The following is a 26,739-nucleotide window of genomic DNA, read 5'->3' as shown; positions in this document are numbered from 1 at the left end:
ATAAATGTATGGCCGTTAAGAACATACCGCTTGGACAAGCTCTGCTCGATTCGGGGCTGATAACTCAAGAGCAGCTCGAGGATGCACTCAGCCTGCAAAAGCAAAACGGCAAAAAACTCGGCGACATCCTCGTCGAATCCGGCATTATAGACGAAAATGAACTGATGAAGGCGCTCGAAACGCGCTTTAAAGTCCCCTTCATCGACCTCAGCGAGACACGTATTGATAACGCCGCTCCCGCCTTGATATCAGAAGAGCTTGCAAGAAAATATAACGTCATACCAATCGCCTCAGATGATAAAACACTCACTGTCGCCACCAGTGACCCAATGAACTTTTACGCACTTGATGACCTAAAGCTCGCAACCAACTTGGAGATAAAGGCCGTCCTCGCCGCCCCGTCGGCCATAAAAAACGCTATCGGGAGATACTATAGCAAAAAACAAGCCGAAGACGCGGCCGAGGTGTTGAACCGCGAATTCACGGTTGAAAATACCGGCGGCAGTTTTAGAGAAATTGATGAAAGAATCGACAATGCCCCTGTCGTCATGCTGGTCAATTCCATCATTCAGCAGGCGGTAAAGCTCGGGGCAAGCGATATACATATCGAGCCTATGGAAAAGACTACCCGCGTGCGCGTCAGGGTCGACGGCGTTTTACAGAACCAGATGACGCTTGCCGGCGGTGCCCACAATGCAGTCATTACAAGATTCAAAATTATGAGCGGAATGAATATTGCGGAGCGCAGACTGCCCCAAGACGGCAGGATTGAAACCGTAGTTGACGGCCGCCCTGTAGATTTAAGGCTTTCCATAATGCCAACGGTCAACGGCGAAAAACTTGTTATCCGCATTCTCGGCGGCACTGGCGTTCTGTTTTCCAAAAGCCAGCTCGGACTTAGCGAAAAAAACGCTGAAATATTTGAACGCTTAATAAAAAGCCCAAACGGCATTATCCTTGTCTCCGGCCCCACCGGCAGCGGTAAAACCACCACCCTTTATTCCATACTCAAGGAGTTCAATCAGCCCGGCGTAAATATTATAACAGTCGAGGACCCTGTAGAATATAAGTTGCCTGGAATCAATCAGGTTCAGGTAAACGCAAAGGCGGGGCTTACATTTGCCTCTGGCATGCGTTCAATCCTGAGACAAGACCCCGATATCATAATGGTTGGCGAAATACGCGACACCGAGACCGCCAGAATGGCTGTCAGAGCCGCTATAACCGGACATCTTGTGCTTTCAACGATTCATACCAACGACGCGCCCTCGACCATGACAAGGCTTATCGACATGGGAATAGAGCCTTATCTTGTTTCTTCCGCTGTCGTCGGCGTTATCGCCCAGCGCCTTGTGCGCAATATCTGCCCGCGGTGCAAAACCGCTTATGATCCGTCACCTCACGAGGCGGAGATTTTGGGACTCAACCCCGGCGAAAAGTTATGGAAAGGGCGGGGTTGTGCTTTCTGCAACTACATGGGATACAAGGGGCGCACAGCCATACATGAAATAATGCCCGTTGACAAAAATGCCCGCATACTCATAAGCTATGGCGCGACATCGGACGAGCTTCGCGAGTATGCTGTGCAAAAAGGCATGACCACCCTCCGCCAAAACTGTGCAGAACTTGTCAAAAATGGTACGACGACAATTGAGGAAATGCTGAAAGTTACCTATAACATAGCCGATGAATAATTAGATTTAAGGAGATGTTTTAAATGTCAAGTCTTGAAGATTTTTTGCTCAAAGCAATGGCTATGAATGCATCTGATTTGCATATAACCGTAGCCGTTCCTCCGATGGTGCGCATAAACGGCCAGCTTCAGCCGCTTGAAGGCGTGCCGCCGCTCACGCCCGAGCAAACCCGTGATATTGTTCTTTCGATGATGACACCCGCCCAAGCAAAGGTTCTCGAGACAAAGGGACAGGTTGATTTCTCATATGTAATTCCCAAAAAAGGGCGTTTCCGTGTTAATGTTTTTAAACAGCGCCGCAGCTATTCTGCCGCTGTGCGCATACTCGTTCAGGAGATGCCGACGATTGACGACCTCGGTCTTCCCTCAATGCTCAAGGAATTCGTCCTAAAGCCCCACGGGCTCATTCTTATCACCGGGCCGACTGGCAGTGGCAAATCCACAACCCTCGCCGCCATGGTAGACTATTTAAACCGCAGCAAACGCTGTCATGTGCTGACGATTGAGGACCCGATTGAATACCTCCACAAACACAACAAAAGCATTATAAACCAGCGGGAGGTCGGCGACGATACGTCAAGCTTTTCCGATGCGCTGCGCAGCGCATTGCGTGAGGACCCCGACGTAATCCTTGTCGGTGAGATGCGTGACCTTGAGACCATTTCGACGGCTCTTTCTGCCGCAGAAACCGGACATCTTGTACTTTCAACCCTCCACACTATGGGCGCAGCACAAACCGTTGACCGCATAGTCGACATGTTTCCGCCCCATCAGCAGCAACAGATACGTATGCAGCTTGCTTCAGTTCTGCAAGGTATCTTAACACAGCAGCTCATATTGAACAAATCAAGAACAGGGCGGGTCGCAGCATTTGAGCTGCTGATTGTCAATGACGCAGTGCGCAATCTGATACGCGAAAACAAATGTTACCAGATTGCAACGGTCATGCAGAACGGCATAAAGGACGGCATGATACCTATGGATTATTGCCTCAGCCGTCTTGTAATGGACGGCAAGATTTCTACCAGTGAGGCGCTAAACCACTGCAGTGATGCAGAAACACTAAAGCATTATCTGAGCAATAAAGGCAGTCTCAGACAAAATTACACACTTTCCTTTTGATTGCAATTTAGCCACCTATAATATATAATTAATTATGATAACCATGGACACAAAGCACTGCGCGTTTTATATATTTTAAAGCCGTCTGAAACGGCATGGAGGGTAAAAATGAACGACAAAAAAAAGCTTGATGACAAGAAATTATCTGACAAGCAAAAGGCAATTGAAACCGCTATCGCAAATATTGAAAAACAGTTTGGAAAGGGCGCAGTGATGAAACTCGGCCAAAATGCGGCAATGAATGTTGAGGCCATTTCAACAGGTTCACTGTCGCTGGATCTTGCTCTCGGCATAGGCGGCGTACCGAAAGGCCGTATCGTCGAAATATACGGCCCGGAATCTTCGGGTAAAACAACCGTTGCACTGCATATAATCGCAGAAGCACAGAAACAAGGCGGTGAAGCGGCATTCATTGACGCGGAGCATGCCCTTGACCCCGTTTATGCCAAGAACCTCGGGGTTGATGTTGACTCACTGCTGGTATCACAGCCGGATACCGGAGAACAGGCGCTTGAAATCGCCGAAGCGCTCGTCCGGAGCAATGCCATTGACGTTATCGTAATCGACTCGGTCGCGGCACTTGTCCCCCGCGCTGAGATTCAAGGCGAAATGGGCGACTCCCACGTGGGGCTTCAGGCAAGGCTCATGTCCCAGGCGCTGCGCAAACTCGCCGGCGTCCTCGCACAGTCAAAGTGCGTCGCGATTTTCATAAACCAGCTCCGTGAAAAGGTTGGCGTTGTTTACGGCAATCCCGAAGTTACAACCGGCGGACGCGCACTGAAATTTTACGCCTCAGTCCGCATAGACGTGAGACGTCAGGAAGCTATAAAGGTTGGGTCCGAGGTAATCGGGTCCCATACACGTGCCCGTGTAGTTAAGAACAAGGTTGCGCCTCCTTTCAAGGAAGCTGAATTCGATATTTTGTATGGTACAGGTATTTCAAAAGAAGGCGAAATACTTGACCTGGCTGTAAAGCTCGATATCGTGCAAAAGAGCGGCTCATGGTTCTCTTATGGCGAGAACAGGCTTGGACAGGGCCGTGAAAACGTCATTCAACTGCTCAGAAACGACGAAAAGCTTAGGAATGAACTTGAAGCAAAAGTCCGCAGCAACGCCGACAAACTTAATTCTGCTTTTAAAAACATCAAATTTAAAGCTGCCACTGAACCCGCTCCGCTGAAAGTGCAGGAATCAAAAGCAGCAACATCAAAAAGCATAGATATTGAGGCCGACGACATTTGATTTGAAAGATGATTATAACAAACATAAAGCTCCAGAAAAACAAGCGATATGCCGTTTACATAGACGGTAAATATGCTCTTTCAGTTGACGCGCGCACGCTTGCGGAATCTTGTCTTTCAGAAGGCGACGAGATAACGCAGAGCCAGCTCGAAAAACTTGCCAGCATAGCTGGCGACAGGGCCGCCAACGACAGGGCCATGAACATCCTGTCATACCGCGACCATTCAAAGGAAGAACTGCGCCGGAAACTCATCCGCACAGTCGGTGAAGAACGGGCCGAAAAGGCCGTTGAACATATGGAAGAGCTTGGCCTTATTGATGATACCAAATACGCTGAAAAGTTAGCCCATGAGTTGCTCGACAGGCGGCTCATGGGCGAAGCTCGTGCGCTTTTTGAAATGACCAAGCGCGGCATCGACCGCGAAACGGCCCTCTGCGCCATAGAAAACGCAGAATCGGACCCAGTTGATAGGATTATCAAGTTTTTGTCGAAAAAATACCCGCAGTGGAAAGAAGACGAAAAGGTTCGCCGCCGCGCCATGGCGGCGCTTTCACGCAACGGGTTTAAGTGGGAAGATATCAGCAAGGCAATCGACGAGTTTTAACGTTAAATTTTCCCTTTTCTAAGGAGTACATAAATGGCGGAAAGCAAGAGCATTCCTCAAATCTTCGTCAAGGCAGCACCGAAAGGTGAAACAGCAGAGATTCTCAACAATACAAAGATTCTCGAGATGTCGATCTCCCGCGAGGACAGGCAGATAGACGTTACCGCAGAGTTTGACAAAATAATCCCTTTTTCGCTCCTCCATCAATATGAAATTGATGTGGCAAAGGCCTATGGCCTTAATGCAATAAAAATATATCCGCGATATGACAGCTCGCTTTTCTGTGAACGGAGCTTTTTTGAAGTTATCGAACAGCTTAAAGCGTCTATCGCCACAATAAACGGTTTCTTCAACGGCAGCGAATGTGAAGCTGACGGCGATATCTTGCGCATAAAATTAAAAAACGGCGGCGCCGATATACTGAAATCGTCCCACTGTGACAGCGAGATATCGCGTCTTATTGCGGAACAGTACGGACTGAAATTTAATATAGAATTTATTGAGCTGGAAAAAGAGCAACTGCCACCGTGGGAGGAGCCGCTGCCCCAACAGCAGGTTTCCGCCCCAGAAAAACCGGCGCCGAAAAAGGAAAGCAAACCAGAAAAGAAGGAAACAGCGCCGAAAAAAGCGAAAACCTATACTGCGCAGCCACCTGAGTGGCTCAAGTTCGACCCTTCAAGCGCGGTATGCGTTTTGGGGCGCGAAATCAAAAAGCCTCCTGTAAGGCTCGACAGTGTAACGCTTGAGTCAGGGCGGGTGGTCGTCTGCGGTGATGTTTTTACATTTGATTCAAGAGAAACACGCGACGGCTCAAAATACATAATCACTTTCAATATAACCGATTACACCTCTTCAAATACGGTAAAAGTTATACAGGATAAGAAAAAGGCCGAACCGCTGCTCGAGGCGGTAAAGAACGGCGTTACTGTACTTGTCTGCGGCGACGTTTCCTATGACAAGTACGACCGCGAAATAGCGATCCGTGCGCTGGATATTTCCACTGTCAAAAAGATCGATGACAGAACCGATAACGCACCTCAAAAGCGTGTCGAACTCCACCTGCATACTACAATGTCTTCTATGGACGCTGTAACCCCAGCGGCAGAGTATATTAAACGTGCGGCTGCATGGGGTCACAAGGCTATTGCCATAACAGACCACGGCGTGGCGCAGGCGTTCCCGGATGCCATGAATGCCCGGGAAGAACTCGAAAAGTCCGGCAAGGAAATCAAAGTCATTTACGGGATTGAGAATTATTTTGTCGATGACATGGCGCCGGCTGTATTTGGTGAGGACGACACGCCGTTCGATGGAGAATTCATAGCTTTTGACCTTGAGACGACAGGGCTTTCCCGTGAGAAAGACCGCATAACCGAAATAGGCGCAGTCCGCATAAAAGGCGGGGAAATTGTTGAGGAATTCGACACCTTCGTAAATCCCGGCCGCCATATACCTGAAAACATAACACAACTCACCGGCATTGACGACGAGATGGTAAAAGACGCCCCCTCTGACAAAGAGGCGGTCGAAAAATTTTTCGAGTTCTGCGGCAACGCGCCTTTGGTGGCACACAATGCGGCATTTGACGCAGGATTTATCCGCGCGGCCCTCGAAAGAAACGGCATAAAGCGTGATTTTACCTATATAGATTCAATCCCGATATGCCGCACGCTCTATCCAGAACTGAAAAGCTACAGGCTCAATATAGTCGCAAAATACTTAAAACTGCCGCCGTTCAATCATCACAGAGCCTGTGACGACGCAAGGGAACTCGGCGAGATTTTCAAAATTCTGCTCACTGAACTTGAACAAAAGCGCGGCGTAAAATCAGTAAAGGATATAAACGGGGCATTATGCGGCGAAGATGTCAAAAAAATGCGCTCATATCATCAGATTCTGCTGGTGAAAAACGCCGTCGGGCTTAAAAACCTTTACAAGCTTATCTCAAAAAGCCATCTCGACTATTTTTATAAAAAGCCTAAGATTCCGCGCAGCCTGCTTATGCAGTACCGCGAGGGACTGCTGGTCGGCAGCGCCTGCGAAGCGGGCGAAGTCTTCCGCGCCATACTGGACGGAAAGCCTGAAAACGAGCTGCGCAAAATCGCCTCTTTCTATGATTTTCTTGAAATACAGCCCCTCGGAAACAATGCCTTTTTGCTCCGTGAGGGCAGGGTCAAAGACGAAAAGGCGCTTCAAGATATAAACCGCACGATTGTAAGGCTCGGCGAAGAGCTGGGCAAGCCTGTCGTAGCGACGGGCGACGTTCACTTTATTGATGAAAAGGACAAGGTATTCCGCGAAATTCTGATGACGGGCCAGGGTTATACTGACGCGGACAATCAGCCTCCCCTTTATTTCCGCACCACAGAGGAAATGCTCAAGGAATTTGAGTACCTCGGGCCGGAAAAGGCATATGAGGTTGTTGTTACAAACCCGAACAAAATCGCTGATATGATAGAACAGGTGCGCCCGATACCAAAGGGCAACTATCCTCCGTCCCTTGAAGGGGCTGACGAAGAGCTTCAGCGGATAACATGGAACAAGGCAAAGGAAATCTACGGCGACCCGCTTCCGGATATCGTGAAAAACCGGCTCCAAAGAGAGCTTGACTCCATCATCAAGCATGGCTTCGCTGTACTTTACATGATTGCGCAGAAACTTGTCGCAAAATCCGAGAGCGACGGATATCTTGTCGGCTCCCGTGGTTCCGTCGGTTCCTCCTTTGTCGCGACCATGTCCGGCATAACGGAGGTCAATCCCCTGCCGCCGCACTATGTATGCCCAAAATGCAAATACAGCGAATTCATCACGGACGGCAGCGTCGGCAGCGGCTTCGACCTGCCGGAAAAGATGTGCCCTAAATGCGGCGAAAAGCTGGAGGGCAACGGGCACGATATACCTTTTGAGACCTTCCTCGGGTTCGACGGCGACAAGTCCCCTGATATCGACCTTAACTTCTCCGGTGAGGAACAGCCAACTGCTCACAAATACACCGAAGTGCTTTTCGGCAAGGGGCATGTTTTCCGCGCCGGAACAATAGCTTCTGTTGCTGAAAAAACCGCCTATGGCTTCGTCCTGAAGTTCCTTGAACAGAAGGGCAAAGTGCTTCACAAGGCGGAGGAGCTGCGGCTTGCAAAAGGCTGCACCGGCGTCAAGCGGACTACTGGCCAGCACCCGGGCGGCATGATTGTCGTGCCGCGGGATTACGAGATTTATGACTTTACACCTGTCCAGCACCCCGCTGACGACCCGGATTCCGATATTATTACAACGCATTTTGACTTCAACTCTCTGCATGACACTATCCTGAAGCTCGATATTCTCGGCCATGATGTGCCGACGCTTTACAAGCACCTTGAGGATTTGACAGGCATTGACGTTATGTCTGTTCCTATGAACGACCCCAAGGTAATGAAGCTGTTTACCTCAACAGAGCCCCTCGGGGTAACCCCGGAGGAAATAGGCAGCGAGACCGGCACGCTTTCGCTGCCGGAGATGGGCACAAAATTCGTGCGCCAGATGCTTATTGAATCACAGCCCAAGACCTTCTCCGACTTGCTTCAGATATCAGGACTTTCGCACGGCACAGATGTATGGATCGGCAACGCGCAGGAGCTTATCAAAAACGGTATCTGCACAATATCCGAAGTTGTCGGAACGCGTGACAGCATAATGACATATCTGATGCACAAAGGCGTTGAGCCAAAGCACGCATTTAAAATTATGGAGATAGTGCGTAAGGGCCGCGCGCCGAAACTGCTGACCGAGGAATATATCAATGAAATGAAGGAACACAATGTACCCCAGTGGTATATCGACTCCTGCATGAAGATAAAATATATGTTCCCGAAGGCACACGCTGCCGCTTATGTCATCGCGGCCATACGGCTCGGCTGGTACAAAGTCTATCGCCCCCTCGAATACTATGCCGCGTATTTCACCGTCCGCGGTGGCGATTTTGACGCAAGTATTGTGCTGGGCGGCAAAGAACAGGTCAAGGCCAAGATGAACGAGATTATAAACAAGGGCAAAGAAGCAACGGCGAAGGAGCTTGACCTCTTCACCACCCTCGAAATTGTAAACGAGGCTTATGCCCGCGGCATAAGTTTCCTGCCCGTCGATATATACAAGTCTGACGCGACAAAATTCCTTGTGGAGGACGGAAAAATCCGCGTACCGCTCAATTCGCTCAAAGGGCTGGGTGACAGCGTCGCAAAAAGTATTGCGGCGGCACGCGAAAAAGGCCCGTTTATCTCACAGGACGACTTGTCAGCCCGCGGCGGGGCGTCAAAGAGCGTCATCGAAATGCTGGAACAGGCAGGCGCCCTCGGAGATTTGCCCAAAACAAGCCAGATTACGTTTTTCTGATATTAATTGTCCCCTTTAGGGAGTCTAAATAGGTTCCCTAAAGGGGATTTTTATGCCCTTATAATTCGCAAACGGGCCTTATAATACCATTTGGCTGACGCCGATTGATTTATTATCATACTTTAAGTTTTATGTTAGGCAAAAAAATCCCCTTTCCCGGCTGTAACCGGAAAAGGGGGTTATTCTATAAAGGATTATGGGAGAAGAGAAATTAAAGTATGTCTATAGTATAGTGCCAATTTGTTAAGATTTTGTTAATCAGCTATTAATTAATTGAAAAACTTCATTTAGTGATTGAATACATTACACAGTCGTACAGACTTCCGTCGCTGCCTTCCCCATATTTTCGCAAGATACCCTCCTGCACCATACCTGCTTTCTCCATAACGCGTCCCGATGCCACATTATCAATTTTATGATAAGCCTGTATCCTTTCAAAACCGATTCTGTTAAATCCGAAATCTATTACGGCTTTCAGAGATTCGGTCATTATGCCTTTATTCCAGTACTTTCTTGACAGGCAGTAACCTACCTCGCCGCAACTTTTGATATGGGCAGTGTGGATATTAATGCACCCAACAGGGCTTTCTGTACCCTTAACAGTAATAGCCCACTGATAAAAATCAGGATTCTTATATAACTTTAGCCAGTTGTTGAGAACCTTTTTTGTGGTGCGAATATTTTTGTGCGTTTTCCAGGACAAATGCTTAGTTACCTCCGGGTCTGATGCCCAATTATTGAAAATGTCCTTTGCATCGCTTTCCACGAACCGACGAAGCAGAAGATGCTCCGTTTCTATTGGTTCTGTCCCTACATGGCTTATTGGCACTTCAATCACCGTCTTAAACAGCACAACTGCAAATTAATCTTAATACGCCTTACCCCAATATACCATATGCTTAGCCGGCTTTCCGCAGCAAACGCAGGTATCGGACAAATGTTCCTGTTCAAAAGGTATATTGCGGGAAGTTACGCCCGCCAGCTCTTTGAGCTTGTTTTCACATTCCACGTCGCCGCACCACATTGCCTTGATAAAACCGGGCTTGTTTTGCGCCGTCTCAATAAACGTATTCAAATCGGTGCAGGTATATGTCATATTATCACGGCGTTCTTTCGCTTTATCGAACAGAGACTGCTGAACATCGTCAAGCGTTTCTCTTACCTTCGCTTCAAGCTCGTCCAGCGATACCTCGATTTTCTCGCGGTTATCGCGGCGGACAAGAATGCAGCGGTTGTTCTCTATATCGCGCGGACCGATTTCAAGGCGCAGCGGAACACCTTTCATCTCATACTCGGCATACTTCCAGCCGGGCGAGTTGTCGGAATAATCCGCTTTTACCCTGAATTCCTTTTTCAGCCTTGCTTCAAGCTCTTTTGCCTTATCGACAACGCCGGGCTTATGAGCTGCAACTGGAATGATGATGAGCTGTGTGGGTGCTATCTTCGGCGGCAGGACAAGGCCGCTGTCGTCGCCGTGAACCATTATTATAGCGCCTATCAGGCGTGTTGTGACGCCCCATGATGTCTGATAAGGATACTGGAGGGTGTTGTCGCGGCCGGTAAACTGGATGCCGAACGCCCGGGCAAAGCCGTCGCCGAAATAGTGGGAAGTTCCGCTCTGAAGTGCCTTGCCGTCATGCATGAGAGCCTCTATTGAATAAGTCGCCTCCGCGCCCGCAAACTTCTCCTTATCCGTCTTGCGCCCTTTAATGACAGGAATGGCAAGATACTTTTCGCAGAATTCAGCATATATGTTGAGCATGCGCTCTGTTTCTTCCTTGGCCTCTTCTGCTGTCTCGTGCATTGTGTGCCCTTCCTGCCACAGGAATTCGAGCGTCCTTAAGAACGGGCGGGTCGTTTTCTCCCACCTTACGACCGAGCACCACTGATTATACAGTTTCGGCAGGTCGCGATAGCTGTGTATGATATGAGAATAGAGCTCACAGAAGAGTGTTTCAGAGGTTGGACGGACGCACAGGCGCTCCTCAAGTTTCTCCGAGCCGCCCATGGTTACCCATGCGACCTCAGGTGCAAACCCTTCGACGTGCTCCTTTTCCTTATTCAAAAGGCTCTCCGGAATAAGCATCGGCAAATATACGTTTTCGTGTCCGGTCTCCTTAAACATGCCGTCGAGTATGCGCTGGATATTTTCCCAGATGGCATACCCATATGGGCGTATATACATACAGCCGCGGACACTTGAATAATCAATAAGTTCCGCCTTTTTTACAATATCGGTGTACCACTTTGCAAAATCCTCATCCATCGGGGTTATGGCTTCCACCAATCTCTTTTTTCCGCTATCAGCCATTGTTTTTCCGCCTTTCAACCTTGCAAATTATATATAAAATTGATTTGGCAAATATAAGAGTGCACATATATTATATTATAATTGCATACCAACTCAAATTCAATAACATTCCGGGACTTGACGTATATTAATTCATTTCACAAACGCCTGTGCCTATGAGTCTGCTGTTCTGTAAACGGCATATCTTACTTTTTATCGGCAACAAGCATTGTTTTATATGTCTTGATAAACATGCGTCCGTTTATTTTACTTATACTTAATACAAAAAGCCGTCCAGCTAAGCTGCTGAACGGCTCTTTATTTATTATAATCTCAAACCAGTTCGATGATTGCCATCTCGGCAGCATCACCGCGGCGCGGGCCGGTTTTGATAATGCGTGTATAACCGCCGTTCTTGTCGGCGTATTTCGGCGCAATCTCATCAAACAGCTTTTTTGCCACAGCTTCTTTAGTGACAAAAGCAAAAACTTGACGCTTTGAATGAAGAGTATTCTCTTTACCCAAAGTGATCATTTTTTCAGCCATCGCCCTGACTTCTTTGGCTCTTGCGACGGTAGTCTCGATCCTGCCTTTTTCGAGGAGGAAAGTAACGAGCGCCCTCAGCATTGCCAGCCTTTGGTCTGTAGGTTTCCCGAGCTTCCTGGTTCCGGGCATCTGAATTCACTCCTTTGACTGCATGTTGCAGGCGGAATTAATCTTCTTCCTTTTTGAGTTCAAAACCAAGTGAATGTAGCTTGTTGACAACTTCTTCAAGCGACTTTCTTCCCAGGTTCCGAACTTTCATCATTTCTTCTTCCGTTTTGTTGATAAGATCTTCAACCGTATTAATGCCGGCGCGCTTTAAGCAGTTAAATGAACGCACCGACAGGTCAAGCTCCTCAATAGTCATCTCGAGGACCTTTTCCTTGCTCTTATCGTCCTTCTCCACCATAATCTCAGCCGACTGTGTCTCAGCACATAGGCCGATAAACAGGTTGAGATGCTCATTGAGAATCTTGGCTCCGATAGATACCGCTTCCTTAGCGGAAAGCGTGCCGTCGGTCCAGACTTCCAGCGTGAGCTTATCATAATCGGTAATCTGGCCGACACGCGTATTTTCTACGGTGTAGTTGACCTTTAAAACCGGGGTATAAATAGAATCAACTGGAATAACTCCGATGGCAGGCTGCATGTTTTGCTTGTTCTTTTCCGCGGCTACATAACCGCGTCCCTTGTCGAGGGTTATTTCCATATAAAGTTTCGCGCCGGAGCCTAAAGTCGCTATATGCATATTCGGGTTAAGTATCTCAACTTCCGAGTCTGCTTTGATATCTCCTGCGGTAACCTTGCATTCACCCTCGGCGTCGATATAAACCACTTTCGGGCCGTCGCTGTGAAGCTTTGCCGTTAATCCTTTAAGGTTAAGGATTATTTCAGTAACGTCTTCTTTAACGCCGGGAACAGTTGAAAATTCATGCTGTACGCCGTCAATTTTCACCTGTGTTACCGCAACGCCGGGAAGTGAAGACAAAAGCACTCTGCGAAGACTGTTGCCGAGTGTCGTACCGTATCCGCGTTCAAGAGGCTCGACAACAAATCTGCCATATGACCCATCTGGTGAAAGCTCCGCTGTTTCTATTTTTGGCTTTTCAATCTCAATCACTAAACAACCCTCCTGACGGTCAGGCGGCTAATCCGCCTGCATCGGTGTTGACTTCCCCATAGGTTGGGAATTGCGAGAGTTTGCCGGACAAATTACTTAGAGTACAACTCAACAATAAGATGCTCTTCGACAGGAAGGTCAATATCCTCACGATTCGGAATACTTAAAACCTTTCCGCTGAAGTTCTCATGGTTAGCTTCGAGCCACTTCGGGACAGGACGTGAAGCATTCGCTTCAACGATTGCCTTTATAGCCTCGTTTGAGCGGCTCTTCTCTTTGTACTCAATTACATCTCCGGCCTTCAGGCTATATGACGGAATGTCCGTCTTGCGGCCGTTCACCGTAAAATGTCCATGCAGGACAAGTTGTCTTGCCTGAGCGTGTGAAGAAGCAAAACCGAGTCTATAAACAACATTATCGAGTCTCAGCTCCAAGAGGCGAAGCAGGTTTTCACCTGTAATGCCTGGCTTTGACTCAGCTTTTTCAAAATAATTTCTGAACTGGCTTTCAAGCACGCCATAAAAACGGCGGGCCTTCTGCTTTGCACGAAGCTGGAGCCCATATTCGGACATTTTCTTGCGATCCTGACCATGCTGGCCCGGAGCATAGCTGCGGCGGGCTATTGCGCACTTGTCAGTATAGCACCTTTCGCCCTTCAGGAACAGCTTCTGGCCTTCACGCCTGCAAAGCTTGCAGGCTGCGCCTGTATATCTTGCCATCAGTGTAACACCTCCGTTAGCGTTATACGCGTCTTCTCTTCGGCGGGCGGCAGCCGTTGTGAGGAATCGGGGTAACATCTTTAATCATGTTGACCTCAAGACCTGCTGACTGCAGCGCGCGTATTGCCGCCTCACGGCCCGCACCTGGGCCTTTGACATAAACCTCAACAGTTTTCATTCCATGTTCCATTGCGGCCTTTGCTGCTGTTTCAGCCGCCATCTGAGCCGCAAAAGGAGTCGATTTCTTAGAACCGCGGAAACCGAGGCCTCCTGCGCTGGCCCAAGAAATGGAATTGCCCTGCACATCGGTTATAGTGACAATAGTATTGTTAAAGGTGGACTGGATATGAGCCGCTCCACGTTCGATGTTCTTGCGCTCACGGCGCTTTCTTGAAGCGGTAGTTTTCTTTGCTTGTGCTTTCGTGGCCATCCATCAACCCCTCCTTACTTATTTCTTCTTGTTGGCTATAGTCTTCTTAGGACCTTTGCGGGTACGGGCATTGGTCTTCGTCCTCTGCCCTCTGACCGGCAGTCCCTTGCGGTGACGGACGCCCCTATAGCAGCCAATCTCTATAAGACGCTTAATGTTGAGGGCATTTCTGCGTCTCAAATCACCCTCGATGGTATAGTTCTTGTCTATATATTCACGAAGCGCTGATACTTGCTCTTCAGTTAAATCCTTGACACGGATGTCGGGATTTATGCCGGTAGCTGCAAGAATCTCGTTTGCTGTATGACGGCCTATACCGTAGATGTAGGTTAAACCGATTTCAACCCTTTTTTCTTTTGGCAGGTCAACACCGGAAATACGCGCCATCTTTCTTTGCACCTCCAGATTTTAAGGTAAACGCCATCAGCCTTGGCGCTGTTTATGCTTTGGGTTATCACAAATAACCATTATACGCCCCTTGCGCTTAATGACTTTGCATTTCTCGCAAATAGGCTTAACGGAAGGTCTGACTTTCATACGAAAACCCCCTTTACGGCTGTGCCGTAACATAGAAATGCGATCGTAACACGGCTTATTTTGAACGCCATGTAATGCGACCTCTTGTCAAATCATAAGGCGACATCTCAACTGTAACCTTATCGCCCGGCAGGATGCGTATATAATTCATACGCAGCTTGCCTGAAATATGCGCGAGTATGGTGTGCCCGTTTGGCAGTTCTACCTGAAACATTGCGTTTGGCAGTGCCTCTACAACGGTACCCTCTAATTCAATTACATCTTCTTTAGACAAGCAATATTACCTCCCATGGCCGCCCCGTGCGTTAAATTCCATTAACGCTTTTTTGAGCTGCCTATTCGTCTGCGTCGGAATATTCTGCTCCAATATGCCTAACGGCTTAAGATGCTTAAGCTTTTTCTTCTTCGGTTTTTCAAGCTTTCTTCTTTTCCCATCGGCAATTAGTGCGATATCTCCGTCCGTAAAACCGATGACAGCAAAAACTCCGCCCTTATCGTGCCCAGCGGTTGATAGAACCACCGTGCCTACTTTTATTTCCACTTACTATTTCTCCTGTGACGGTGTTGTCAAAATTACGGGTCCGTCCTCAGTAATGGCGATTGTGTGCTCAAAATGAGCCGATAACTTGCCATCGCAGGTTTTTACTGTCCAACCGTCCGGCATGGTTCTGACAGCGGGGCCACCTGCGTTTACCATTGGCTCAATTGCAATCGTCATACCGGGTATCAGTCTCAGTCCGTGGCCGGGTCTGCCGTAATTCGGGACATCCGGCTCCTCGTGCATGTTCCTTCCGACTCCATGCCCGATATATTGTCTGACAACTGAATATCCACGGTCCTCGGCATATTGCTGAATTGCATGGCCGATATCACCAAGCCTTGCTCCGGCCTGCGCCGCTGCGATGCCTTTATAAAGGCACTCTCGGGTCGTGTCAATAAGGCGCTGGGCCTCTTCAGACACTTGGCCGCATGGAAATGTCGCAGCGTTGTCTCCGTGGAATCCTTCATAAAATGCTCCCACATCGACACTGACAATATCGCCACTTTTCAGTTTATATTTTCCCGGAATCCCGTGAATAACCACGTTGTTTACGGAAATACATGCGGACGCTGGATAACCGTTATAATTCAGAAACGACGGTTTTGCGCCCTGTTTCAATATAAACTCCCTCAGGATATTGTCGATCTCCGCCGTAGTAATGCCTGGCTCAATCAGGCTGCCAGCCAGCTGGAGAGCGTCTGCCGAAATAGCACCGGCTTCCTTCATCCTTGCCAGCTGATGTGAATTTTTGAGCACAATCATTGCTGTTGCCTTCTTTAGCTTTCCAGGACTTCAATTGTATAACGCGTCGTGTCGGAGATTTTATCCTGGCCTTCAACGATATACAATTTGCCCTGTTTCTCATAATAATCCTTTAAGGGCTCGGTCTGCTCATGGTAAACACGCAGCCTCTCCTTAACGGTTTCGGGCTCATCGTCCTTGCGCCTGACGAGCTTGCCCCCGTCATAATCGCATGTCACGCCATTTTTTGGAGGTTTAAATTCTACATGATAGGATGCGCCGCAGATTTCACATACTCTGCGTCCTGACATACGTTCCATAATCTTCTCATCGGAAACGTAAATTTCAATAACTTTGTCGATGACTACGCCCATTTTATCGAGTGCTTCAGCCTGAGGCACTGTGCGGGGAAAACCGTCCAATATGAAGCCATTTTTACAGTCATCTTGTTTTAAGCGTTCTCTGATGATGTCGATTACAATTTCGTCGGGAACCAACTTTCCGGCATCCATATATGACTTAGCTTTTTTGCCAAGTTCCGTGCCATTGCGCAGGGCTTCACGGATTATGTTTCCTGTGGATATGGAAACTATTCCAAGGTGCTTGCAGATTCTTTCAGCCTGCGTACCTTTACCGGCGCCGGGCGCTCCAAGAAATATAAGATTCATAAATTGCGCCCCTCCATTTTCTTATTCAAGAAAACCTTTGTAATGTCTCATCATCATCTGCGATTCAAGTTGCTTCGCCGTATCAAGCGCAACACCGACAATAATCAACAGCGTTGTACCGCCGAGTGAAATGTCCATGCCTGCGGTTGTGGCGAGGATTATCGGCGCAATGGCGACAATGCCGAGGAAAATAGCACCGATAAACGAAATCCTTGAAAGACAGCGCTGAATATAATCGGAAGTCGGTTTTCCAGGTCTGATACCCGGAATGCCACCGTTGTTCTTTTTCAGGTTATTCGCCATCTCATGAGGATTGTACTGAATCGAGACATAGAAAAAGTTAAATAAGATGATAAGAATAAAATAGGATATAGCATATATTGCAGAAGTTGAGCTGAGCCATGTTGTATAGAATTTATACCACCATGAATTCGGCGGCGTCCACATTGTAATCATCTGTGGAAGACTCACTATTGATACCGCAAAGATTATCGGCATAACGCCGGACATGATAACCTTTATCGGAATAAATGTGCTTTGACCGCCGTACATTTTTCTACCTACTACACGCTTTGCGTACTGTACCGGAATTCTGCGCTCCGCGGCGTTCATAAATACGATAGCCGCGATAACTACAATGCAAAGTATCGCCACGACAGGTACCAACACATAGTATTTTCCGCCTAACGTCCAATACCTCTGCATTGTGCCGGCAATAGCCGGTCCGCGGCTTATGATACCCGCAAAAAGAAGAATTGATATACCATTACCGACGCCGTTATCATTGATGCGTTCACCAAGCCACATCATAAGCGTTGCACCAGCGGTGAATGACGCTACGATAACAATGGCCGCCCAAACACCAGCAAAGCCGCTGTCATATACAAGTACACCACTGGTTCTGAGGTAGAAGTAGTAGGCAAAGCCTTGCAAAAGGCCAAGGCCCAAGGTGGTATATCTTGTTATCTGTGCAACTTTCCTGCGTCCCACTTCTCCCTCTTTCATCAGCCTCTCAAGCGGCGGAATTGCAACCGCGAGAAGCTGAATGATAATAGAGGCGTTAATGTAAGGCGTTACTGACATTGCAAACAGCGTCGCGCGTGAAAGCGCTCCACCGGTCAGGGTATCCAAAAGACCCATAAGCGTATTGGATGAGCCTTGCATAACTGTTTTTAGTTTTGCTAAATCCAGAAATGGCACAGGTATTGCTGCACCTATTCTGAAAGCTATGATGACAAGCAGAGTGTAGAGCATCTTTTTCCGCAAATCCGGTATCTTGAGCGCATTACGGAAAGTCTCAAACATCTCAGATCACCTCTGCCTTTCCGCCGGCGGCTTCAATTTTCTGCTTTGCGGCAGCGGAGAAGGCATTTGCCTTAACGGTGAGTTTCTTTTTGAGATCGCCATTGCCAAGAATTTTTACACCGTCAAGTGTCTTCTTGATAAGGCCTGCTTTAATGAGTGCTTCGGTGTCAATAACCGCTCCGTCGTCGAATTTATTAAGTGCTTCAACATTTACATTTGAATATGTTTTGCCAAAGATATTGACAAAACCGCGCTTCGGTATGCGCCTTGCAAGCGGCATCTGGCCGCCTTCAAAACCGGGACGTACACCACCGCCGCTTCTCGCGTTCTGGCCCTTATGGCCCTTGCCGGCGGTCTTGCCGTTGCCGGAACCTATGCCGCGTCCCTTGCGGAAAGCTGCTTTTCTTGAGCCGGCCGCAGGTGCGAGTTCATAGAGCTTCATTTTGCGCACCTCCTTGTTTTAAGCTTCCGTGACTTCAATAAGATAAGAAATCTCTTTAATCTTGCCTCTCGTCTGAGCGTTGTCGGGCTGCGTAACCTCATCGCGGATTTTATGCAAGCCGAGTGAATGCGCGGTATCGACGTGCTTCTTAATCCTGCCGTTCAAGCTCTTGACGAGCTTTATATTAAGCTGTGCCATAATATAAGCCCTCCTTAACCCAGGATCTCTTTAACAGTCTTTCCGCGGATCGCGGCAACTTGGCTCGCACTGCGCAGAGACTTCAGTCCCTCCATGGTAGCACGGACGACGTTGCACGGATTGTTGGAACGCAGCGCTTTTGTACGAATATCCTTAATGCCTGCCGCCTCAACAACTGCACGAACCGGGCCGCCGGCGATAACACCAGTACCAGGAGCTGCCGGCTTCATCAAAACCCTGCCCGCACCATAACTTCCTATAACTTCGTGCGGGATTGTTGTGCCCTTCAATGCAACTTTTATGAGGTTTTTCTTGGCATCTTCTATACCTTTACGGATGGCGTCCGGAACTTCGCTTGCTTTGCCTATTCCAAAGCCTACGGTGCCTTTGCCGTCACCCACGACTATAAGAGCAGCAAACTTGAATATGCGTCCGCCCTTAACAGTTTTTGAAACACGGTTTATGGCAACGACTTTCTCGGTCATTTCCGGTGTTGTTGATTCATAACGAGCCAAAGCTATCCCTCCTCAATCAGAACTTGAGGCCGCCCTCGCGGGCACCTTCAGCAAGTTCTTTAATGCGGCCGTGATATAGATAACCACCGCGGTCAAAGACAACGGTTGTTATACCTTTATCTGCAGCCTTTTTCGCAATTGCAAGACCGACTTTCTTCGCGGCCTCTTTGTTTCCGCCGTAACCGTTTATATCCTTGTCCAAAGTGGAAGCGGCAGCCAGCGTTACGCCCTTTTCATCATCAATTATCTGGGCGTAAATATGATTGAGGGAGCGGAATACATTCAGCCTCGGGCGTTCGGCAGTACCTTTGATCTTAGCGCGCACTCTCTTGTGGCGCTTAAGCCTTGCCTTATTGCCGTCAGGTTTTACTATCATGCTTATTCAACTCCTTAAATTACTTGGAACCTTTAGCGCCCTTGCCGGCTTTTCCTTCCTTGCGGTGGATAATCTCGTCGACATACTTGATGCCTTTGCCCTTATAAGGCTCCGGCGGGCGTTTCTCACGCAGCTCTGCGGCAAACTGGCCGACCTGCTGCTTGTCAGGGCCTGAAATTATAATCTTGTTCGGTGCTGGAACATCTATCTTGATTCCCGGCACTTCAGCAACTTCAACCTGGTGCGAAAAGCCGAGGTTCATGACAACCTTATTGCCCTGCTTAACGGCTCTGTAACCGACGCCGTTAATCTCGAGCTCCTTTGAGAAGCCCTTTGTAACGCCTTCGACCATGTTGTTGATAAGTGTTCTTGTCAGGCCGTGCAGTGATTTATGAAACTTCTCGTCACTCGGACGGGAAACAGTAATCACGCCGCCTTCTGACTTTATAATCATGTCCTTGTGGAATTCCTTAGTCAGTGTGCCTTTCGGACCTTTTATGGTAACAACATTCCCGTCGACCTTTACATCAACACCATCAGGAATCTTAACGGGAATCTTTCCTATTCTTGACATCTCTCTCTGCCCCCCTTACCACACAAAAGCGAGAATCTCGCCGCCAACATGCTCTTTGCGGGCCTGACGGTCTGTCATAATGCCCTTAGGTGTGGAGACGATTGCAATACCGAGGCCCCTCATGACCTTCGGCATATCCTCACAGTTTGCATATATACGGAGGCCGGGCTTTGAAACCCTGCGCAGCCCCGTTATTACCTGCGATTTATTGGGGCCGTACTTCAGTGTAATCCTGATAATGCCCTGCTTGTTGTCTTCAATAACTTGATAATCTTTGATATATCCCTCGTCAAGAAGAATCTGCGCAATGGCTTTCTTCATGTTGGACGCGGGCACATCGACAGTATCATGCTTAGCCGAATTAGCATTACGAATTCTTGTCAGAAAATCGGCGATTGTATCAGTTATTTGCATGACGTCGAACCTCCTTTGCTGTGTATTACCAGCTAGCCTTCTTCACTCCAGGTATTTGGCCTTTGTAAGCAAGCTCACGGAAACATATACGGCAGATCCCGAACTTACGGAGATAGGCGTGCGGCCTACCGCAAATCTTGCAGCGGTTATATCTACGTGTTGAATATTTCGGGGTTCTCTGCTGCTTTACTATCATAGAAGTCTTGGCCACAACATTCACTCCTTACTTCGCGAACGGCGCGCCCATCAAAGTGAGCAGCTCGCGGGCTTCCTCATCGGTCTTTGCGGTTGTGACAATTGAAATGTCCATACCGCGGACCTTATCGATTTTATCATAATCTATTTCAGGGAAAATGAGTTGTTCCTTAAGGCCCAATGAGTAGTTTCCTCTGCCATCAAATGAGTTCGGGTTGATACCCCTGAAGTCTCTGACTCGCGGAAGAGCTACATTGAACAATTTTTCAAGGAAATCATACATTTTATCCCGTCTCAGCGTTACTTTAACGCCGATGTTCATGCCTTGGCGAACTTTGAAGTTTGCCACGGACTTTTTGGCTTTTGTAACGACCGGCTTTTGACCTGTGATAGCAGCTAAATCGCTCATCACGGAATCGATAACCTTAGCGTTGTCACGCGCTTCGCCACAGCCTACGTTAATAACGACTTTTTCAAGCTTTGGTATCTGCATGACGCTCTTATAACCGAACTTCTTCATCAAGGCTGGTGAAACTTCGGTTTTATAATAATCCCTTAGCCTGGCCATCAGCTATCCTCCTTATTGCATTAGAGAGTGTCGCCGCAGCGGCGGCAAACTCTTGCCTTTGTACCGTCGCCGAACACTTTGTGACCGACACGGGTAGGCTTGCCGCATTTAGGGCAGACAAGCATGACCTTGCATGCGTATAACGGGCCCTCAGCCTTTACAATGCCGCCTTCCTGGCCCATCTTGCGGGGCTTTACATGCTTTGTTACCATGTTGCGCCCTTCAACAATGATCTTGCCTTCAGACGGGCTGACTTCGAGCACCTTGCCCTTCTTGCCCCTGTCTTTGCCAGATATAATCATTACGGTATCGCCCTTTTTGACGTGCACCTTATTTACCTTCTTCATCGTGGTTTGCACCTCCAATCAGAGCACTTCGGGAGCCAGGCTCAGAATCTTGAGATAATCTTTTTCTCTAAGCTCCCTTGCAACCGGCCCGAAAATGCGGGTGCCCCTCGGGGTCTTATCTTCTCTTATTATAACCGCAGCGTTTTCATCAAAGCGAATATACGTTCCGTCGGGACGGCCAATGCCTTTTACCGAGCGTACGATAACCGCTTTAACAACATCGCCTTTTTTAACAACGCCGCCGGGTGTTGCCTTTTTTACAGAACAAACCACAACGTCGCCTATATTTGCATATTTCCTGCGTGAACCACCCAGAACGCGAATGCACATAAGCTCTTTCGCTCCGGTGTTGTCCGCGACCTTAAGATAAGTCTGCTGTTGTATCACGGTGCTTCCTCCTTCCCTGTGTAAAAAGCCTTATTTGGCCCTCTCGAGAATCTTTACAAGACGCCACCTTTTATCTTTCGACAGCGGACGGGTCTCCATAATCAGCACCCTGTCTCCAGTTTTGCACTCGTTATTTTCGTCATGAACTTTAAACCTTTGGGTGTGCTTGACAACCTTTTTGTAAAGGGGGTGCTTGACGTTGTCTTCTATCGCAACGACAATGGTCTTATCCATTTTGTCGCTTACAACATTACCGACACGAGTTTTTCTAAGGTTTCTTTCCACCTGTAATCCTCCCTTCCGTTACGGCTGCGCTTTCTCTTGAAGCTCCAATTCACGGATTATTGTTTTAACACGGGCGATATCCTTCTTCACTGCCGCAATCCGCATCGGGTTGTCGAGCTGGTTTATGGCATGCTGGAAGCGAAGGTTGAAAAGCTCGGCTTTCAACTCCTTGAGCTTATCATTAAGCTCAACAGCCGACAGTTCTCTTATCTCCTTTGCCTTCATTACTGCTCACCACCCGTTTCTTCCTTTTTGATAAACTTGCACTTTATAGGCAGTTTATGCATCGCAAGGCGCATTGCTTCGCGAGCGTCTTCCTCTGAAATTCCGCCCATCTCAAACAAAACCCTGCCTGGTTTTACAACCGCGACCCAGTATTCGGGAGAACCTTTACCGGAACCCATTCGGGTTTCAGCCGGTTTCTCTGTTATCGGCTTATCCGGGAATATCTTTATCCAAACCTGGCCGCCACGCTTTGTGAAACGTGACATCGCAACACGAGCTGCCTCAATCTGGTTGGCTGTAATCCACGCCGGTTCCAGAGCGACAAGGCCGTACTCACCATAATTTATCTCAGTACCGCGGGTTGCGCGGCCGGTCAAACGGCCCCTTTGCACACGGCGATACTTAACTCTTTTGGGCATCAGCATTATTGCGCTCCTCCTTCCCTGCGGGTCGTCTTTTTGACCTCGGGCAGGACTTCGCCCTTATAGATCCAAACCTTTACGCCTATGCGGCCGTAGGTCGTCTTTGCTTCGGCAAATCCATAATCGATATCCGCACGAAGCGTCTGAAGGGGAATTGTCCCTTCATGGTAATGCTCTGTACGAGCAATTTCGGCGCCGCCCAAACGACCCGATACAGCGACTTTTATACCTTTAGCACCAAGCTTCATTGCGCGGCCGATTGCCTGTTTCATAGCACGGCGGAATGAAATGCGCTTTTCAAGCTGTGCTGCAATATTCTCGGCGACCAGCTGTGCATCGGTATCAGGTGTTTTAACTTCAACGATGTTGATAGACACCGGTTTCTTGAGCATAGCTTCGCATTGCGCGCGGAGCTTGTCAATCTCGGCGCCACCTTTGCCGATAACCATGCCGGGCTTCGCGCAGTGGATGAAAAGGCGTACGCGGGATGCGTCACGCTCAATCTCTATGCGCGGTACACCAGCCGAGTAAAGTGTATTCTTGAGGAACTTTCTCAGATTATAATCTTCAACGAGTGTATCGCCGAAGTTGCTATCTTTAACAAACCATCTGGAGTCCCAGTTCTTTATAACACCCACTCTCAGCCCGTGGGGATTAACTTTCTGGCCCATACTGTACCTCCTCTTATGAGTTTTCCCTTTCCTCAAGCACGAGAGTAATATGGGAAGTACGCTTCAATATTTGGAACGCGCGTCCATGGTCTCTCGGCCGGATTCTTTTAAGCGTCGGGCCGGGACAAACAAAGCACTTGGAAACGTAGCAGTTTGCAACGTCCATGCCGTGATTATTCTCGGCGTTAGCCATTGCCGATTTCAAAAGCTTTAGAAGCGGCTCGCTGGCAGCCTTGCGAGTATGTTGCAAAATTGCTGCTGCGACATTGGCCGGTTTATTTCTAATAAGGTCAAGAACAACTTGAACCTTGCGCGGAGATATGCGTGCATATCTTAAATGTGCCGCTGCTTGCATCGATTATCCTCCTTTCGGTCACTTAGTTGCCCGTATTAGAGACTTTTGAACCCGAGTGACCTTTGAACGTCCTTGTCGGGGCAAATTCTCCAAGCTTGTGGCCAACCATATCCTCGGTAATGTAGACCGGGACATGCTTGCGGCCGTCGTGAACGGCTATCGTATGACCCACAAATTCCGGATATATAGTCGAAGCGCGGCTCCAAGTTTTCAGAACGCGTTTTTCGCCGGTTTTGTTGAGGGCCTGAATCCTCTTCATCAGAGCTTCTTCAACATAAGGGGCTTTTTTAAGGCTTCTGCTCATTGATTTGTGGTTCCTCCTTTCAACCGCCTTATTGGGCTATTCCGCTGGCTTATTTACCGTTACGGCGCTTAACAATAAACTTATCAGACGGCAGGGAATGCTTGCGGGTTTTGTAACCCAGTGTCGGCTTGCCCCAAGGGGTAACAGGTCCCGGACGTCCGATAGGAGCTTTACCTTCACCACCGCCGTGCGGATGGTCATTCGGGTTCATAACAGAACCGCGAACCGTCGGTCTCCAGCCCATATGACGTTTTCTTCCCGCCTTACCGATCTTGACATTCTCGTGGTCGATATTGCTGACCTGACCGATTGTCGCTTTGCATTCCGGCAGGAAGTTGCGAAGTTCACCTGAAGGCATGCGGACAAGCGCGTATCCGTTTTCCTTTGCCATAAGCTGAGCCATGATTCCTGCTGCACGGGCAATCTGTCCGCCGCGGCCGGGATAAAGCTCGATGTTGTGGATAAAAGTACCGACCGGAATATCTTTCAGCGGGAGGCAGTTGCCCGGCCTTATGTCGGCGCTTTCACCAGAAACAATCGTATCGCCTGCTTTAATTCCCAAAGGCGCGAGAATGTAACGCTTCTCGCCGTCCTCGTACTGAACAAGTGAAATATATGCGGTGCGGTTCGGATCATATTCAATCGAAAGAACCTTAGCCGGCATATCTGTCTTGTTGCGTTTAAAATCGATGATTCTATATTTGACACGGTTGCCGCCGCCGCGATGGCGTACGGTAATTCTTCCGTAATTATTCCGACCCGACTTTTTGGAAAGGCTGACAAGCAGACTCTTTTCCGGTTTTGTCTTCGTAAGCTCCTCGAAGGTAGGAACTGACATGTTCCGCCTTGATGGAGTGGTCGGTTTATAGTACTTTATAGCCATTTGGTATCACTCCTTTTTTTAGGCCTTCATCATGCCATGCCTTCAAAGAACTCAATGCTCTTTGAGTCGGGCTTGAGAGTAACAATAGCTTTTTTCCACTTTGGCGTATAACCAGTAAATCTGCCAACTCTCCTGGCCTTGCCTCTGACATTGATGGTGTTAACCTTTGCTACCTTGACACCAAAGAGTTCTTCAACTGCTTTTGCAATCTCGATCTTATTGGCATCCGTGGCAACGCGGAAAGTGTACTTTTTATTTGCGACTCCGGCCATACTCTTTTCTGTGATGATCGGGCGAATGATTATATCCTGTGCTGTTCTTTCCATTATGCGTACACCTCCTCGATGGCGGTTACGGCATCCTTAAGAACGACAAAAGTATCGCAGTTGAGTATGTCGTAAACATTGAGGCTACCTACTATTGTAGTCTTAACACCAGGAATGTTGCGCGCGCTGACAACGACCTTTTCATCAACTTCAGGCAGAACAATAAGAACCTTTTTGCCTGAATCGATGGCGTTCAGCATATCGACAATCTTCTTGGTCTTGTACTCATCAAGCTCTATTTTATCGAGAACTTTAATCTCGTTATCAGCAACCTTTGAGGACAGAGCTGACTTGAGAGCGAGCCTCTTGAGCTTTCTGTTGATAGTATAGCTGTAATCACGCGGCTTAGGACCGAGGGCTACACCGCCATGTCTCCATTGCGGGGCACGAGTTGAGCCTTGTCTTGCATGACCAGTTCCCTTCTGTCTCCACGGCTTGCGTCCGCCGCCAGATACTTCGGCGCGAGTAAGAGTGGATTGGGTTCCCTGCCTCTGGTTGGCAAGGTAGTTGACTACTGCCGCGTGCATAGCAGATGTGTTTGGTTCTATGCCGAATACTGCATCGGAGAGTGTAATCTCGCCGACGTTTTCACCGGCCATATTTAAAACTGCCACTTTAGGCATTGTGCATCCTCCTTCCCTTAGGCCTTTTTAACGCTGTCGGTTATAGTCACGATTCCGCCCTTTGGCCCAGGAATGGCACCCTTGACCGCAATAAGGTTATTTTCCGCGTCAACCTTGACAACATCAAGATTCTGGATTGTGACCCTCTCGGCTCCGAGATGGCCAGCCATTTTCTTGCCTTTAAATACTCTGGACGGGTCGCTGTTGGCTCCCATTGAGCCGACTTCACGGTGAACAGGGCCGGTACCGTGAGTCATCTTTAACCTGTGTTGATTCCAGCGCTTTATTACGCCTGCAAATCCTTTACCTTTGCTGATTCCTACAACGTCGACACGATCGCCTACGGCGAATACGTCGGCCTTGATAATATCCTTGACATTCAGTGAATCAACATCGTCAAGGCGGAACTCCCTGAGAACCCTCTTCGGAGCAACTCCGGCTTTATCAAAGTGCCCTTTAAGAGGTTTCGTAACATGCTTTTCGGAGACATCCCCGAATCCCAACTGCACCGCGTTGTAGCCGTCAGTTTCAACGGTTTTCTTTTGGACAACCGTGCAGGGGCCGGCTTCTATAACGGTGACAGGCACGACGTTGCCATTATCATCGAAAAGCTGGGTCATGCCGATCTTTCTTCCAATGATTCCTTTTTTCAATTTTCCTACCTCCTCTGGTTATTGGTTGACTTTTTCAAGCCAACTTGACCTG

General features: G+C 48.5%; 38 protein-coding genes. 5 read left to right on the top strand and 33 right to left on the bottom strand.

The window, feature by feature from the left end; genetic code table 11:
- The first annotated feature begins 8 nt into the window (after positions 1-8).
- The 5 genes from V6C21_RS02830 (at position 9) to V6C21_RS02810 (ending at position 9,030) form a co-directional block, all read left to right on the top strand.
- On the top strand, positions 9-1,694 hold the full coding sequence (locus V6C21_RS02830) for a GspE/PulE family protein (protein WP_045085142.1): 1,686 nt from the start codon (positions 9-11) through the stop codon (positions 1,692-1,694).
- 23 nt (positions 1,695-1,717) lie between these two features.
- Positions 1,718-2,815: a type IV pilus twitching motility protein PilT gene (locus V6C21_RS02825; RefSeq protein WP_045085141.1), complete on the top strand. Its 1,098-nt coding sequence runs from the start codon at positions 1,718-1,720 to the stop codon at positions 2,813-2,815.
- Between the two features lie 108 nt (positions 2,816-2,923).
- Positions 2,924-4,057: a recombinase RecA gene (gene recA, locus V6C21_RS02820; protein ID WP_479268270.1), complete on the top strand. Its 1,134-nt coding sequence runs from the start codon at positions 2,924-2,926 to the stop codon at positions 4,055-4,057.
- A gap of 8 nt (positions 4,058-4,065) precedes the next feature.
- Complete coding sequence (locus V6C21_RS02815; protein WP_034841291.1) at positions 4,066-4,662, top strand: regulatory protein RecX; 597 nt, start codon at positions 4,066-4,068, stop codon at positions 4,660-4,662.
- Positions 4,663-4,695: 33 nt separating this feature from the next.
- Positions 4,696-9,030 (top strand): PolC-type DNA polymerase III, encoded by a 4,335-nt coding sequence (locus V6C21_RS02810; protein WP_052659808.1) that lies wholly within the window; start codon positions 4,696-4,698, stop codon positions 9,028-9,030.
- A 283-nt stretch (positions 9,031-9,313) separates the two neighbouring features.
- On the opposite strand, the gene V6C21_RS02805 is transcribed toward V6C21_RS02810, so the two are convergent.
- The 33 genes from V6C21_RS02805 to rplC all read right to left on the bottom strand — a co-directional run bounded on the left by V6C21_RS02805 (position 9,314) and on the right by rplC (position 26,687).
- Positions 9,314-9,883, bottom strand: a complete 570-nt coding sequence (locus V6C21_RS02805) for a GNAT family N-acetyltransferase (RefSeq protein WP_479268269.1) — start codon at positions 9,881-9,883, stop codon at positions 9,314-9,316.
- Between the two features lie 15 nt (positions 9,884-9,898).
- The gene (gene proS / locus V6C21_RS02800) at positions 9,899-11,341 is read right to left on the bottom strand and encodes a proline--tRNA ligase (RefSeq protein WP_034841284.1); all 1,443 of its coding nucleotides are present in this window, start codon (positions 11,339-11,341) and stop codon (positions 9,899-9,901) included.
- A gap of 312 nt (positions 11,342-11,653) precedes the next feature.
- On the bottom strand, positions 11,654-11,995 hold the full coding sequence (rplQ, locus tag V6C21_RS02795; RefSeq protein WP_034841283.1) for a 50S ribosomal protein L17: 342 nt from the start codon (positions 11,993-11,995) through the stop codon (positions 11,654-11,656).
- 37 nt (positions 11,996-12,032) lie between these two features.
- The gene (locus V6C21_RS02790; RefSeq protein WP_034841281.1) at positions 12,033-12,983 is read right to left on the bottom strand and encodes a DNA-directed RNA polymerase subunit alpha; all 951 of its coding nucleotides are present in this window, start codon (positions 12,981-12,983) and stop codon (positions 12,033-12,035) included.
- Positions 12,984-13,075: 92 nt separating this feature from the next.
- Positions 13,076-13,702, bottom strand: a complete 627-nt coding sequence (rpsD, locus tag V6C21_RS02785; RefSeq protein WP_034841278.1) for a 30S ribosomal protein S4 — start codon at positions 13,700-13,702, stop codon at positions 13,076-13,078.
- Positions 13,703-13,724: 22 nt separating this feature from the next.
- Positions 13,725-14,132 (bottom strand): 30S ribosomal protein S11, encoded by a 408-nt coding sequence (rpsK, locus tag V6C21_RS02780; protein ID WP_034841276.1) that lies wholly within the window; start codon positions 14,130-14,132, stop codon positions 13,725-13,727.
- A gap of 18 nt (positions 14,133-14,150) precedes the next feature.
- Complete coding sequence (rpsM, locus tag V6C21_RS02775) at positions 14,151-14,519, bottom strand: 30S ribosomal protein S13 (protein WP_034841273.1); 369 nt, start codon at positions 14,517-14,519, stop codon at positions 14,151-14,153.
- 36 nt (positions 14,520-14,555) lie between these two features.
- Entirely contained in the window at positions 14,556-14,669 is a 114-nt protein-coding gene (gene rpmJ / locus V6C21_RS02770; protein ID WP_034841271.1) for a 50S ribosomal protein L36, read from the bottom strand.
- 55 nt (positions 14,670-14,724) lie between these two features.
- Positions 14,725-14,943, bottom strand: coding sequence for a translation initiation factor IF-1 (gene infA, locus V6C21_RS02765; protein WP_034841268.1), 219 nt, complete (start codon positions 14,941-14,943; stop codon positions 14,725-14,727).
- Positions 14,944-14,949: 6 nt separating this feature from the next.
- Positions 14,950-15,210 carry a hypothetical protein gene (locus V6C21_RS02760; RefSeq protein WP_034841265.1) on the bottom strand — a complete coding sequence of 87 codons (261 nt, stop codon included), beginning with the start codon at positions 15,208-15,210 and terminating at the stop codon, positions 14,950-14,952.
- Positions 15,211-15,213: 3 nt separating this feature from the next.
- Positions 15,214-15,972 (bottom strand): type I methionyl aminopeptidase, encoded by a 759-nt coding sequence (gene map, locus V6C21_RS02755; protein ID WP_034841263.1) that lies wholly within the window; start codon positions 15,970-15,972, stop codon positions 15,214-15,216.
- 14 nt (positions 15,973-15,986) lie between these two features.
- The gene (locus V6C21_RS02750) at positions 15,987-16,619 is read right to left on the bottom strand and encodes an adenylate kinase (protein WP_034841260.1); all 633 of its coding nucleotides are present in this window, start codon (positions 16,617-16,619) and stop codon (positions 15,987-15,989) included.
- Positions 16,620-16,640: 21 nt separating this feature from the next.
- Positions 16,641-17,924, bottom strand: a complete 1,284-nt coding sequence (gene secY / locus V6C21_RS02745; RefSeq protein WP_479268268.1) for a preprotein translocase subunit SecY — start codon at positions 17,922-17,924, stop codon at positions 16,641-16,643.
- 1 nt (position 17,925) lies between these two features.
- Positions 17,926-18,366, bottom strand: a complete 441-nt coding sequence (rplO, locus tag V6C21_RS02740) for a 50S ribosomal protein L15 (RefSeq protein WP_034841255.1) — start codon at positions 18,364-18,366, stop codon at positions 17,926-17,928.
- 18 nt (positions 18,367-18,384) lie between these two features.
- On the bottom strand, positions 18,385-18,564 hold the full coding sequence (gene rpmD, locus V6C21_RS02735) for a 50S ribosomal protein L30 (protein ID WP_034841253.1): 180 nt from the start codon (positions 18,562-18,564) through the stop codon (positions 18,385-18,387).
- Positions 18,565-18,578: 14 nt separating this feature from the next.
- Positions 18,579-19,049 (bottom strand): 30S ribosomal protein S5, encoded by a 471-nt coding sequence (gene rpsE, locus V6C21_RS02730; protein WP_045085898.1) that lies wholly within the window; start codon positions 19,047-19,049, stop codon positions 18,579-18,581.
- A gap of 46 nt (positions 19,050-19,095) precedes the next feature.
- A complete protein-coding gene (rplR, locus tag V6C21_RS02725; protein WP_034841248.1) occupies positions 19,096-19,455 on the bottom strand; it encodes a 50S ribosomal protein L18 in 360 nt (119 codons plus the stop codon).
- Positions 19,456-19,474: 19 nt separating this feature from the next.
- Complete coding sequence (gene rplF / locus V6C21_RS02720; protein ID WP_034841245.1) at positions 19,475-20,029, bottom strand: 50S ribosomal protein L6; 555 nt, start codon at positions 20,027-20,029, stop codon at positions 19,475-19,477.
- Between the two features lie 15 nt (positions 20,030-20,044).
- The gene (gene rpsH, locus V6C21_RS02715; RefSeq protein WP_034841243.1) at positions 20,045-20,443 is read right to left on the bottom strand and encodes a 30S ribosomal protein S8; all 399 of its coding nucleotides are present in this window, start codon (positions 20,441-20,443) and stop codon (positions 20,045-20,047) included.
- A 25-nt stretch (positions 20,444-20,468) separates the two neighbouring features.
- Complete coding sequence (locus V6C21_RS02710; RefSeq protein ID WP_084228589.1) at positions 20,469-20,654, bottom strand: type Z 30S ribosomal protein S14; 186 nt, start codon at positions 20,652-20,654, stop codon at positions 20,469-20,471.
- A 12-nt stretch (positions 20,655-20,666) separates the two neighbouring features.
- Entirely contained in the window at positions 20,667-21,206 is a 540-nt protein-coding gene (gene rplE / locus V6C21_RS02705; RefSeq protein ID WP_034841241.1) for a 50S ribosomal protein L5, read from the bottom strand.
- Between the two features lie 20 nt (positions 21,207-21,226).
- A complete protein-coding gene (gene rplX, locus V6C21_RS02700; RefSeq protein WP_034841239.1) occupies positions 21,227-21,553 on the bottom strand; it encodes a 50S ribosomal protein L24 in 327 nt (108 codons plus the stop codon).
- Between the two features lie 18 nt (positions 21,554-21,571).
- Positions 21,572-21,940, bottom strand: a complete 369-nt coding sequence (gene rplN, locus V6C21_RS02695; protein ID WP_034841236.1) for a 50S ribosomal protein L14 — start codon at positions 21,938-21,940, stop codon at positions 21,572-21,574.
- Between the two features lie 30 nt (positions 21,941-21,970).
- Complete coding sequence (gene rpsQ / locus V6C21_RS02690) at positions 21,971-22,225, bottom strand: 30S ribosomal protein S17 (protein ID WP_034841234.1); 255 nt, start codon at positions 22,223-22,225, stop codon at positions 21,971-21,973.
- An 18-nt stretch (positions 22,226-22,243) separates the two neighbouring features.
- On the bottom strand, positions 22,244-22,450 hold the full coding sequence (rpmC, locus tag V6C21_RS02685; protein WP_034841231.1) for a 50S ribosomal protein L29: 207 nt from the start codon (positions 22,448-22,450) through the stop codon (positions 22,244-22,246).
- Entirely contained in the window at positions 22,450-22,875 is a 426-nt protein-coding gene (rplP, locus tag V6C21_RS02680) for a 50S ribosomal protein L16 (RefSeq protein ID WP_034841229.1), read from the bottom strand. Before rplP ends, rpmC begins: the two co-directional genes overlap by 1 nt.
- Positions 22,875-23,543, bottom strand: coding sequence for a 30S ribosomal protein S3 (rpsC, locus tag V6C21_RS02675; RefSeq protein WP_034841226.1), 669 nt, complete (start codon positions 23,541-23,543; stop codon positions 22,875-22,877). The genes rplP and rpsC overlap by 1 nt, the downstream gene beginning before the upstream one ends.
- Positions 23,544-23,556: 13 nt before the next feature.
- A complete protein-coding gene (rplV, locus tag V6C21_RS02670; RefSeq protein WP_479268267.1) occupies positions 23,557-23,898 on the bottom strand; it encodes a 50S ribosomal protein L22 in 342 nt (113 codons plus the stop codon).
- Between the two features lie 22 nt (positions 23,899-23,920).
- On the bottom strand, positions 23,921-24,202 hold the full coding sequence (rpsS, locus tag V6C21_RS02665; protein WP_034841221.1) for a 30S ribosomal protein S19: 282 nt from the start codon (positions 24,200-24,202) through the stop codon (positions 23,921-23,923).
- 49 nt (positions 24,203-24,251) lie between these two features.
- Positions 24,252-25,085 (bottom strand): 50S ribosomal protein L2, encoded by an 834-nt coding sequence (gene rplB, locus V6C21_RS02660; RefSeq protein ID WP_034841218.1) that lies wholly within the window; start codon positions 25,083-25,085, stop codon positions 24,252-24,254.
- A gap of 29 nt (positions 25,086-25,114) precedes the next feature.
- Complete coding sequence (rplW, locus tag V6C21_RS02655; RefSeq protein WP_045085139.1) at positions 25,115-25,411, bottom strand: 50S ribosomal protein L23; 297 nt, start codon at positions 25,409-25,411, stop codon at positions 25,115-25,117.
- Positions 25,411-26,034: a 50S ribosomal protein L4 gene (gene rplD, locus V6C21_RS02650; RefSeq protein ID WP_034841187.1), complete on the bottom strand. Its 624-nt coding sequence runs from the start codon at positions 26,032-26,034 to the stop codon at positions 25,411-25,413. The genes rplW and rplD overlap by 1 nt, the downstream gene beginning before the upstream one ends.
- Before the next feature lie 17 nt (positions 26,035-26,051).
- Positions 26,052-26,687 carry a 50S ribosomal protein L3 gene (rplC, locus tag V6C21_RS02645; RefSeq protein ID WP_034841185.1) on the bottom strand — a complete coding sequence of 212 codons (636 nt, stop codon included), beginning with the start codon at positions 26,685-26,687 and terminating at the stop codon, positions 26,052-26,054.
- Between the last annotated feature and the right edge of the window lie 52 nt (positions 26,688-26,739).

This window comes from [Clostridium] cellulosi (assembly GCF_036762875.1).
Lineage (GTDB): Bacteria > Bacillota > Clostridia > Oscillospirales > Ethanoligenentaceae > Ruminiclostridium_D > Ruminiclostridium_D cellulosi.
This window is presented reverse-complemented; position numbering and strand designations above follow the sequence as displayed.

What these genes read in the sequence shown, in the direction of transcription:
- rplW (WP_045085139.1), bottom strand. Translation starts at nt 25,411, where the DNA reads ATGGAAAGAACAGCACAGGATATAATCATTCGCCCGATCATCACAGAA.
- map (WP_034841263.1), bottom strand. Translation starts at nt 15,972, where the DNA reads ATGATTGTGCTCAAAAATTCACATCAGCTGGCAAGGATGAAGGAAGCC.
- V6C21_RS02825 (WP_045085141.1), top strand. Translation starts at nt 1,718, where the DNA reads ATGTCAAGTCTTGAAGATTTTTTGCTCAAAGCAATGGCTATGAATGCA.
- rplR (WP_034841248.1), bottom strand. Translation starts at nt 19,455, where the DNA reads ATGATAGTAAAACCTGACGGCAATAAGGCAAGGCTTAAGCGCCACAAG.
- rpsC (WP_034841226.1), bottom strand. Translation starts at nt 23,543, where the DNA reads ATGGGCCAGAAAGTTAATCCCCACGGGCTGAGAGTGGGTGTTATAAAG.
- V6C21_RS02830 (WP_045085142.1), top strand. Translation starts at nt 9, where the DNA reads ATGGCCGTTAAGAACATACCGCTTGGACAAGCTCTGCTCGATTCGGGG.
- rpsK (WP_034841276.1), bottom strand. Translation starts at nt 14,132, where the DNA reads ATGGCCACGAAAGCACAAGCAAAGAAAACTACCGCTTCAAGAAAGCGC.
- rpmJ (WP_034841271.1), bottom strand. Translation starts at nt 14,669, where the DNA reads ATGAAAGTCAGACCTTCCGTTAAGCCTATTTGCGAGAAATGCAAAGTC.
- secY (WP_479268268.1), bottom strand. Translation starts at nt 17,924, where the DNA reads ATGTTTGAGACTTTCCGTAATGCGCTCAAGATACCGGATTTGCGGAAA.
- rpmC (WP_034841231.1), bottom strand. Translation starts at nt 22,450, where the DNA reads ATGAAGGCAAAGGAGATAAGAGAACTGTCGGCTGTTGAGCTTAATGAT.
- rpsE (WP_045085898.1), bottom strand. Translation starts at nt 19,049, where the DNA reads ATGACCGAGAAAGTCGTTGCCATAAACCGTGTTTCAAAAACTGTTAAG.
- proS (WP_034841284.1), bottom strand. Translation starts at nt 11,341, where the DNA reads ATGGCTGATAGCGGAAAAAAGAGATTGGTGGAAGCCATAACCCCGATG.
- rplO (WP_034841255.1), bottom strand. Translation starts at nt 18,366, where the DNA reads ATGAAGCTCTATGAACTCGCACCTGCGGCCGGCTCAAGAAAAGCAGCT.
- V6C21_RS02810 (WP_052659808.1), top strand. Translation starts at nt 4,696, where the DNA reads ATGGCGGAAAGCAAGAGCATTCCTCAAATCTTCGTCAAGGCAGCACCG.
- rpsM (WP_034841273.1), bottom strand. Translation starts at nt 14,519, where the DNA reads ATGGCGCGTATTTCCGGTGTTGACCTGCCAAAAGAAAAAAGGGTTGAA.
- rplD (WP_034841187.1), bottom strand. Translation starts at nt 26,034, where the DNA reads ATGCCTAAAGTGGCAGTTTTAAATATGGCCGGTGAAAACGTCGGCGAG.
- rplQ (WP_034841283.1), bottom strand. Translation starts at nt 11,995, where the DNA reads ATGCCCGGAACCAGGAAGCTCGGGAAACCTACAGACCAAAGGCTGGCA.
- rplV (WP_479268267.1), bottom strand. Translation starts at nt 23,898, where the DNA reads ATGCAAGCAGCGGCACATTTAAGATATGCACGCATATCTCCGCGCAAG.
- recA (WP_479268270.1), top strand. Translation starts at nt 2,924, where the DNA reads ATGAACGACAAAAAAAAGCTTGATGACAAGAAATTATCTGACAAGCAA.
- rplB (WP_034841218.1), bottom strand. Translation starts at nt 25,085, where the DNA reads ATGGCTATAAAGTACTATAAACCGACCACTCCATCAAGGCGGAACATG.
- V6C21_RS02750 (WP_034841260.1), bottom strand. Translation starts at nt 16,619, where the DNA reads ATGAATCTTATATTTCTTGGAGCGCCCGGCGCCGGTAAAGGTACGCAG.
- rpmD (WP_034841253.1), bottom strand. Translation starts at nt 18,564, where the DNA reads ATGGCACAGCTTAATATAAAGCTCGTCAAGAGCTTGAACGGCAGGATT.
- rplX (WP_034841239.1), bottom strand. Translation starts at nt 21,553, where the DNA reads ATGAAGAAGGTAAATAAGGTGCACGTCAAAAAGGGCGATACCGTAATG.
- rpsS (WP_034841221.1), bottom strand. Translation starts at nt 24,202, where the DNA reads ATGAGCAGAAGCCTTAAAAAAGCCCCTTATGTTGAAGAAGCTCTGATG.
- rpsH (WP_034841243.1), bottom strand. Translation starts at nt 20,443, where the DNA reads ATGCAAATAACTGATACAATCGCCGATTTTCTGACAAGAATTCGTAAT.
- rplF (WP_034841245.1), bottom strand. Translation starts at nt 20,029, where the DNA reads ATGTCAAGAATAGGAAAGATTCCCGTTAAGATTCCTGATGGTGTTGAT.
- rplE (WP_034841241.1), bottom strand. Translation starts at nt 21,206, where the DNA reads ATGGCCAGGCTAAGGGATTATTATAAAACCGAAGTTTCACCAGCCTTG.
- rplP (WP_034841229.1), bottom strand. Translation starts at nt 22,875, where the DNA reads ATGCTGATGCCCAAAAGAGTTAAGTATCGCCGTGTGCAAAGGGGCCGT.
- V6C21_RS02815 (WP_034841291.1), top strand. Translation starts at nt 4,066, where the DNA reads ATGATTATAACAAACATAAAGCTCCAGAAAAACAAGCGATATGCCGTT.
- rpsD (WP_034841278.1), bottom strand. Translation starts at nt 13,702, where the DNA reads ATGGCAAGATATACAGGCGCAGCCTGCAAGCTTTGCAGGCGTGAAGGC.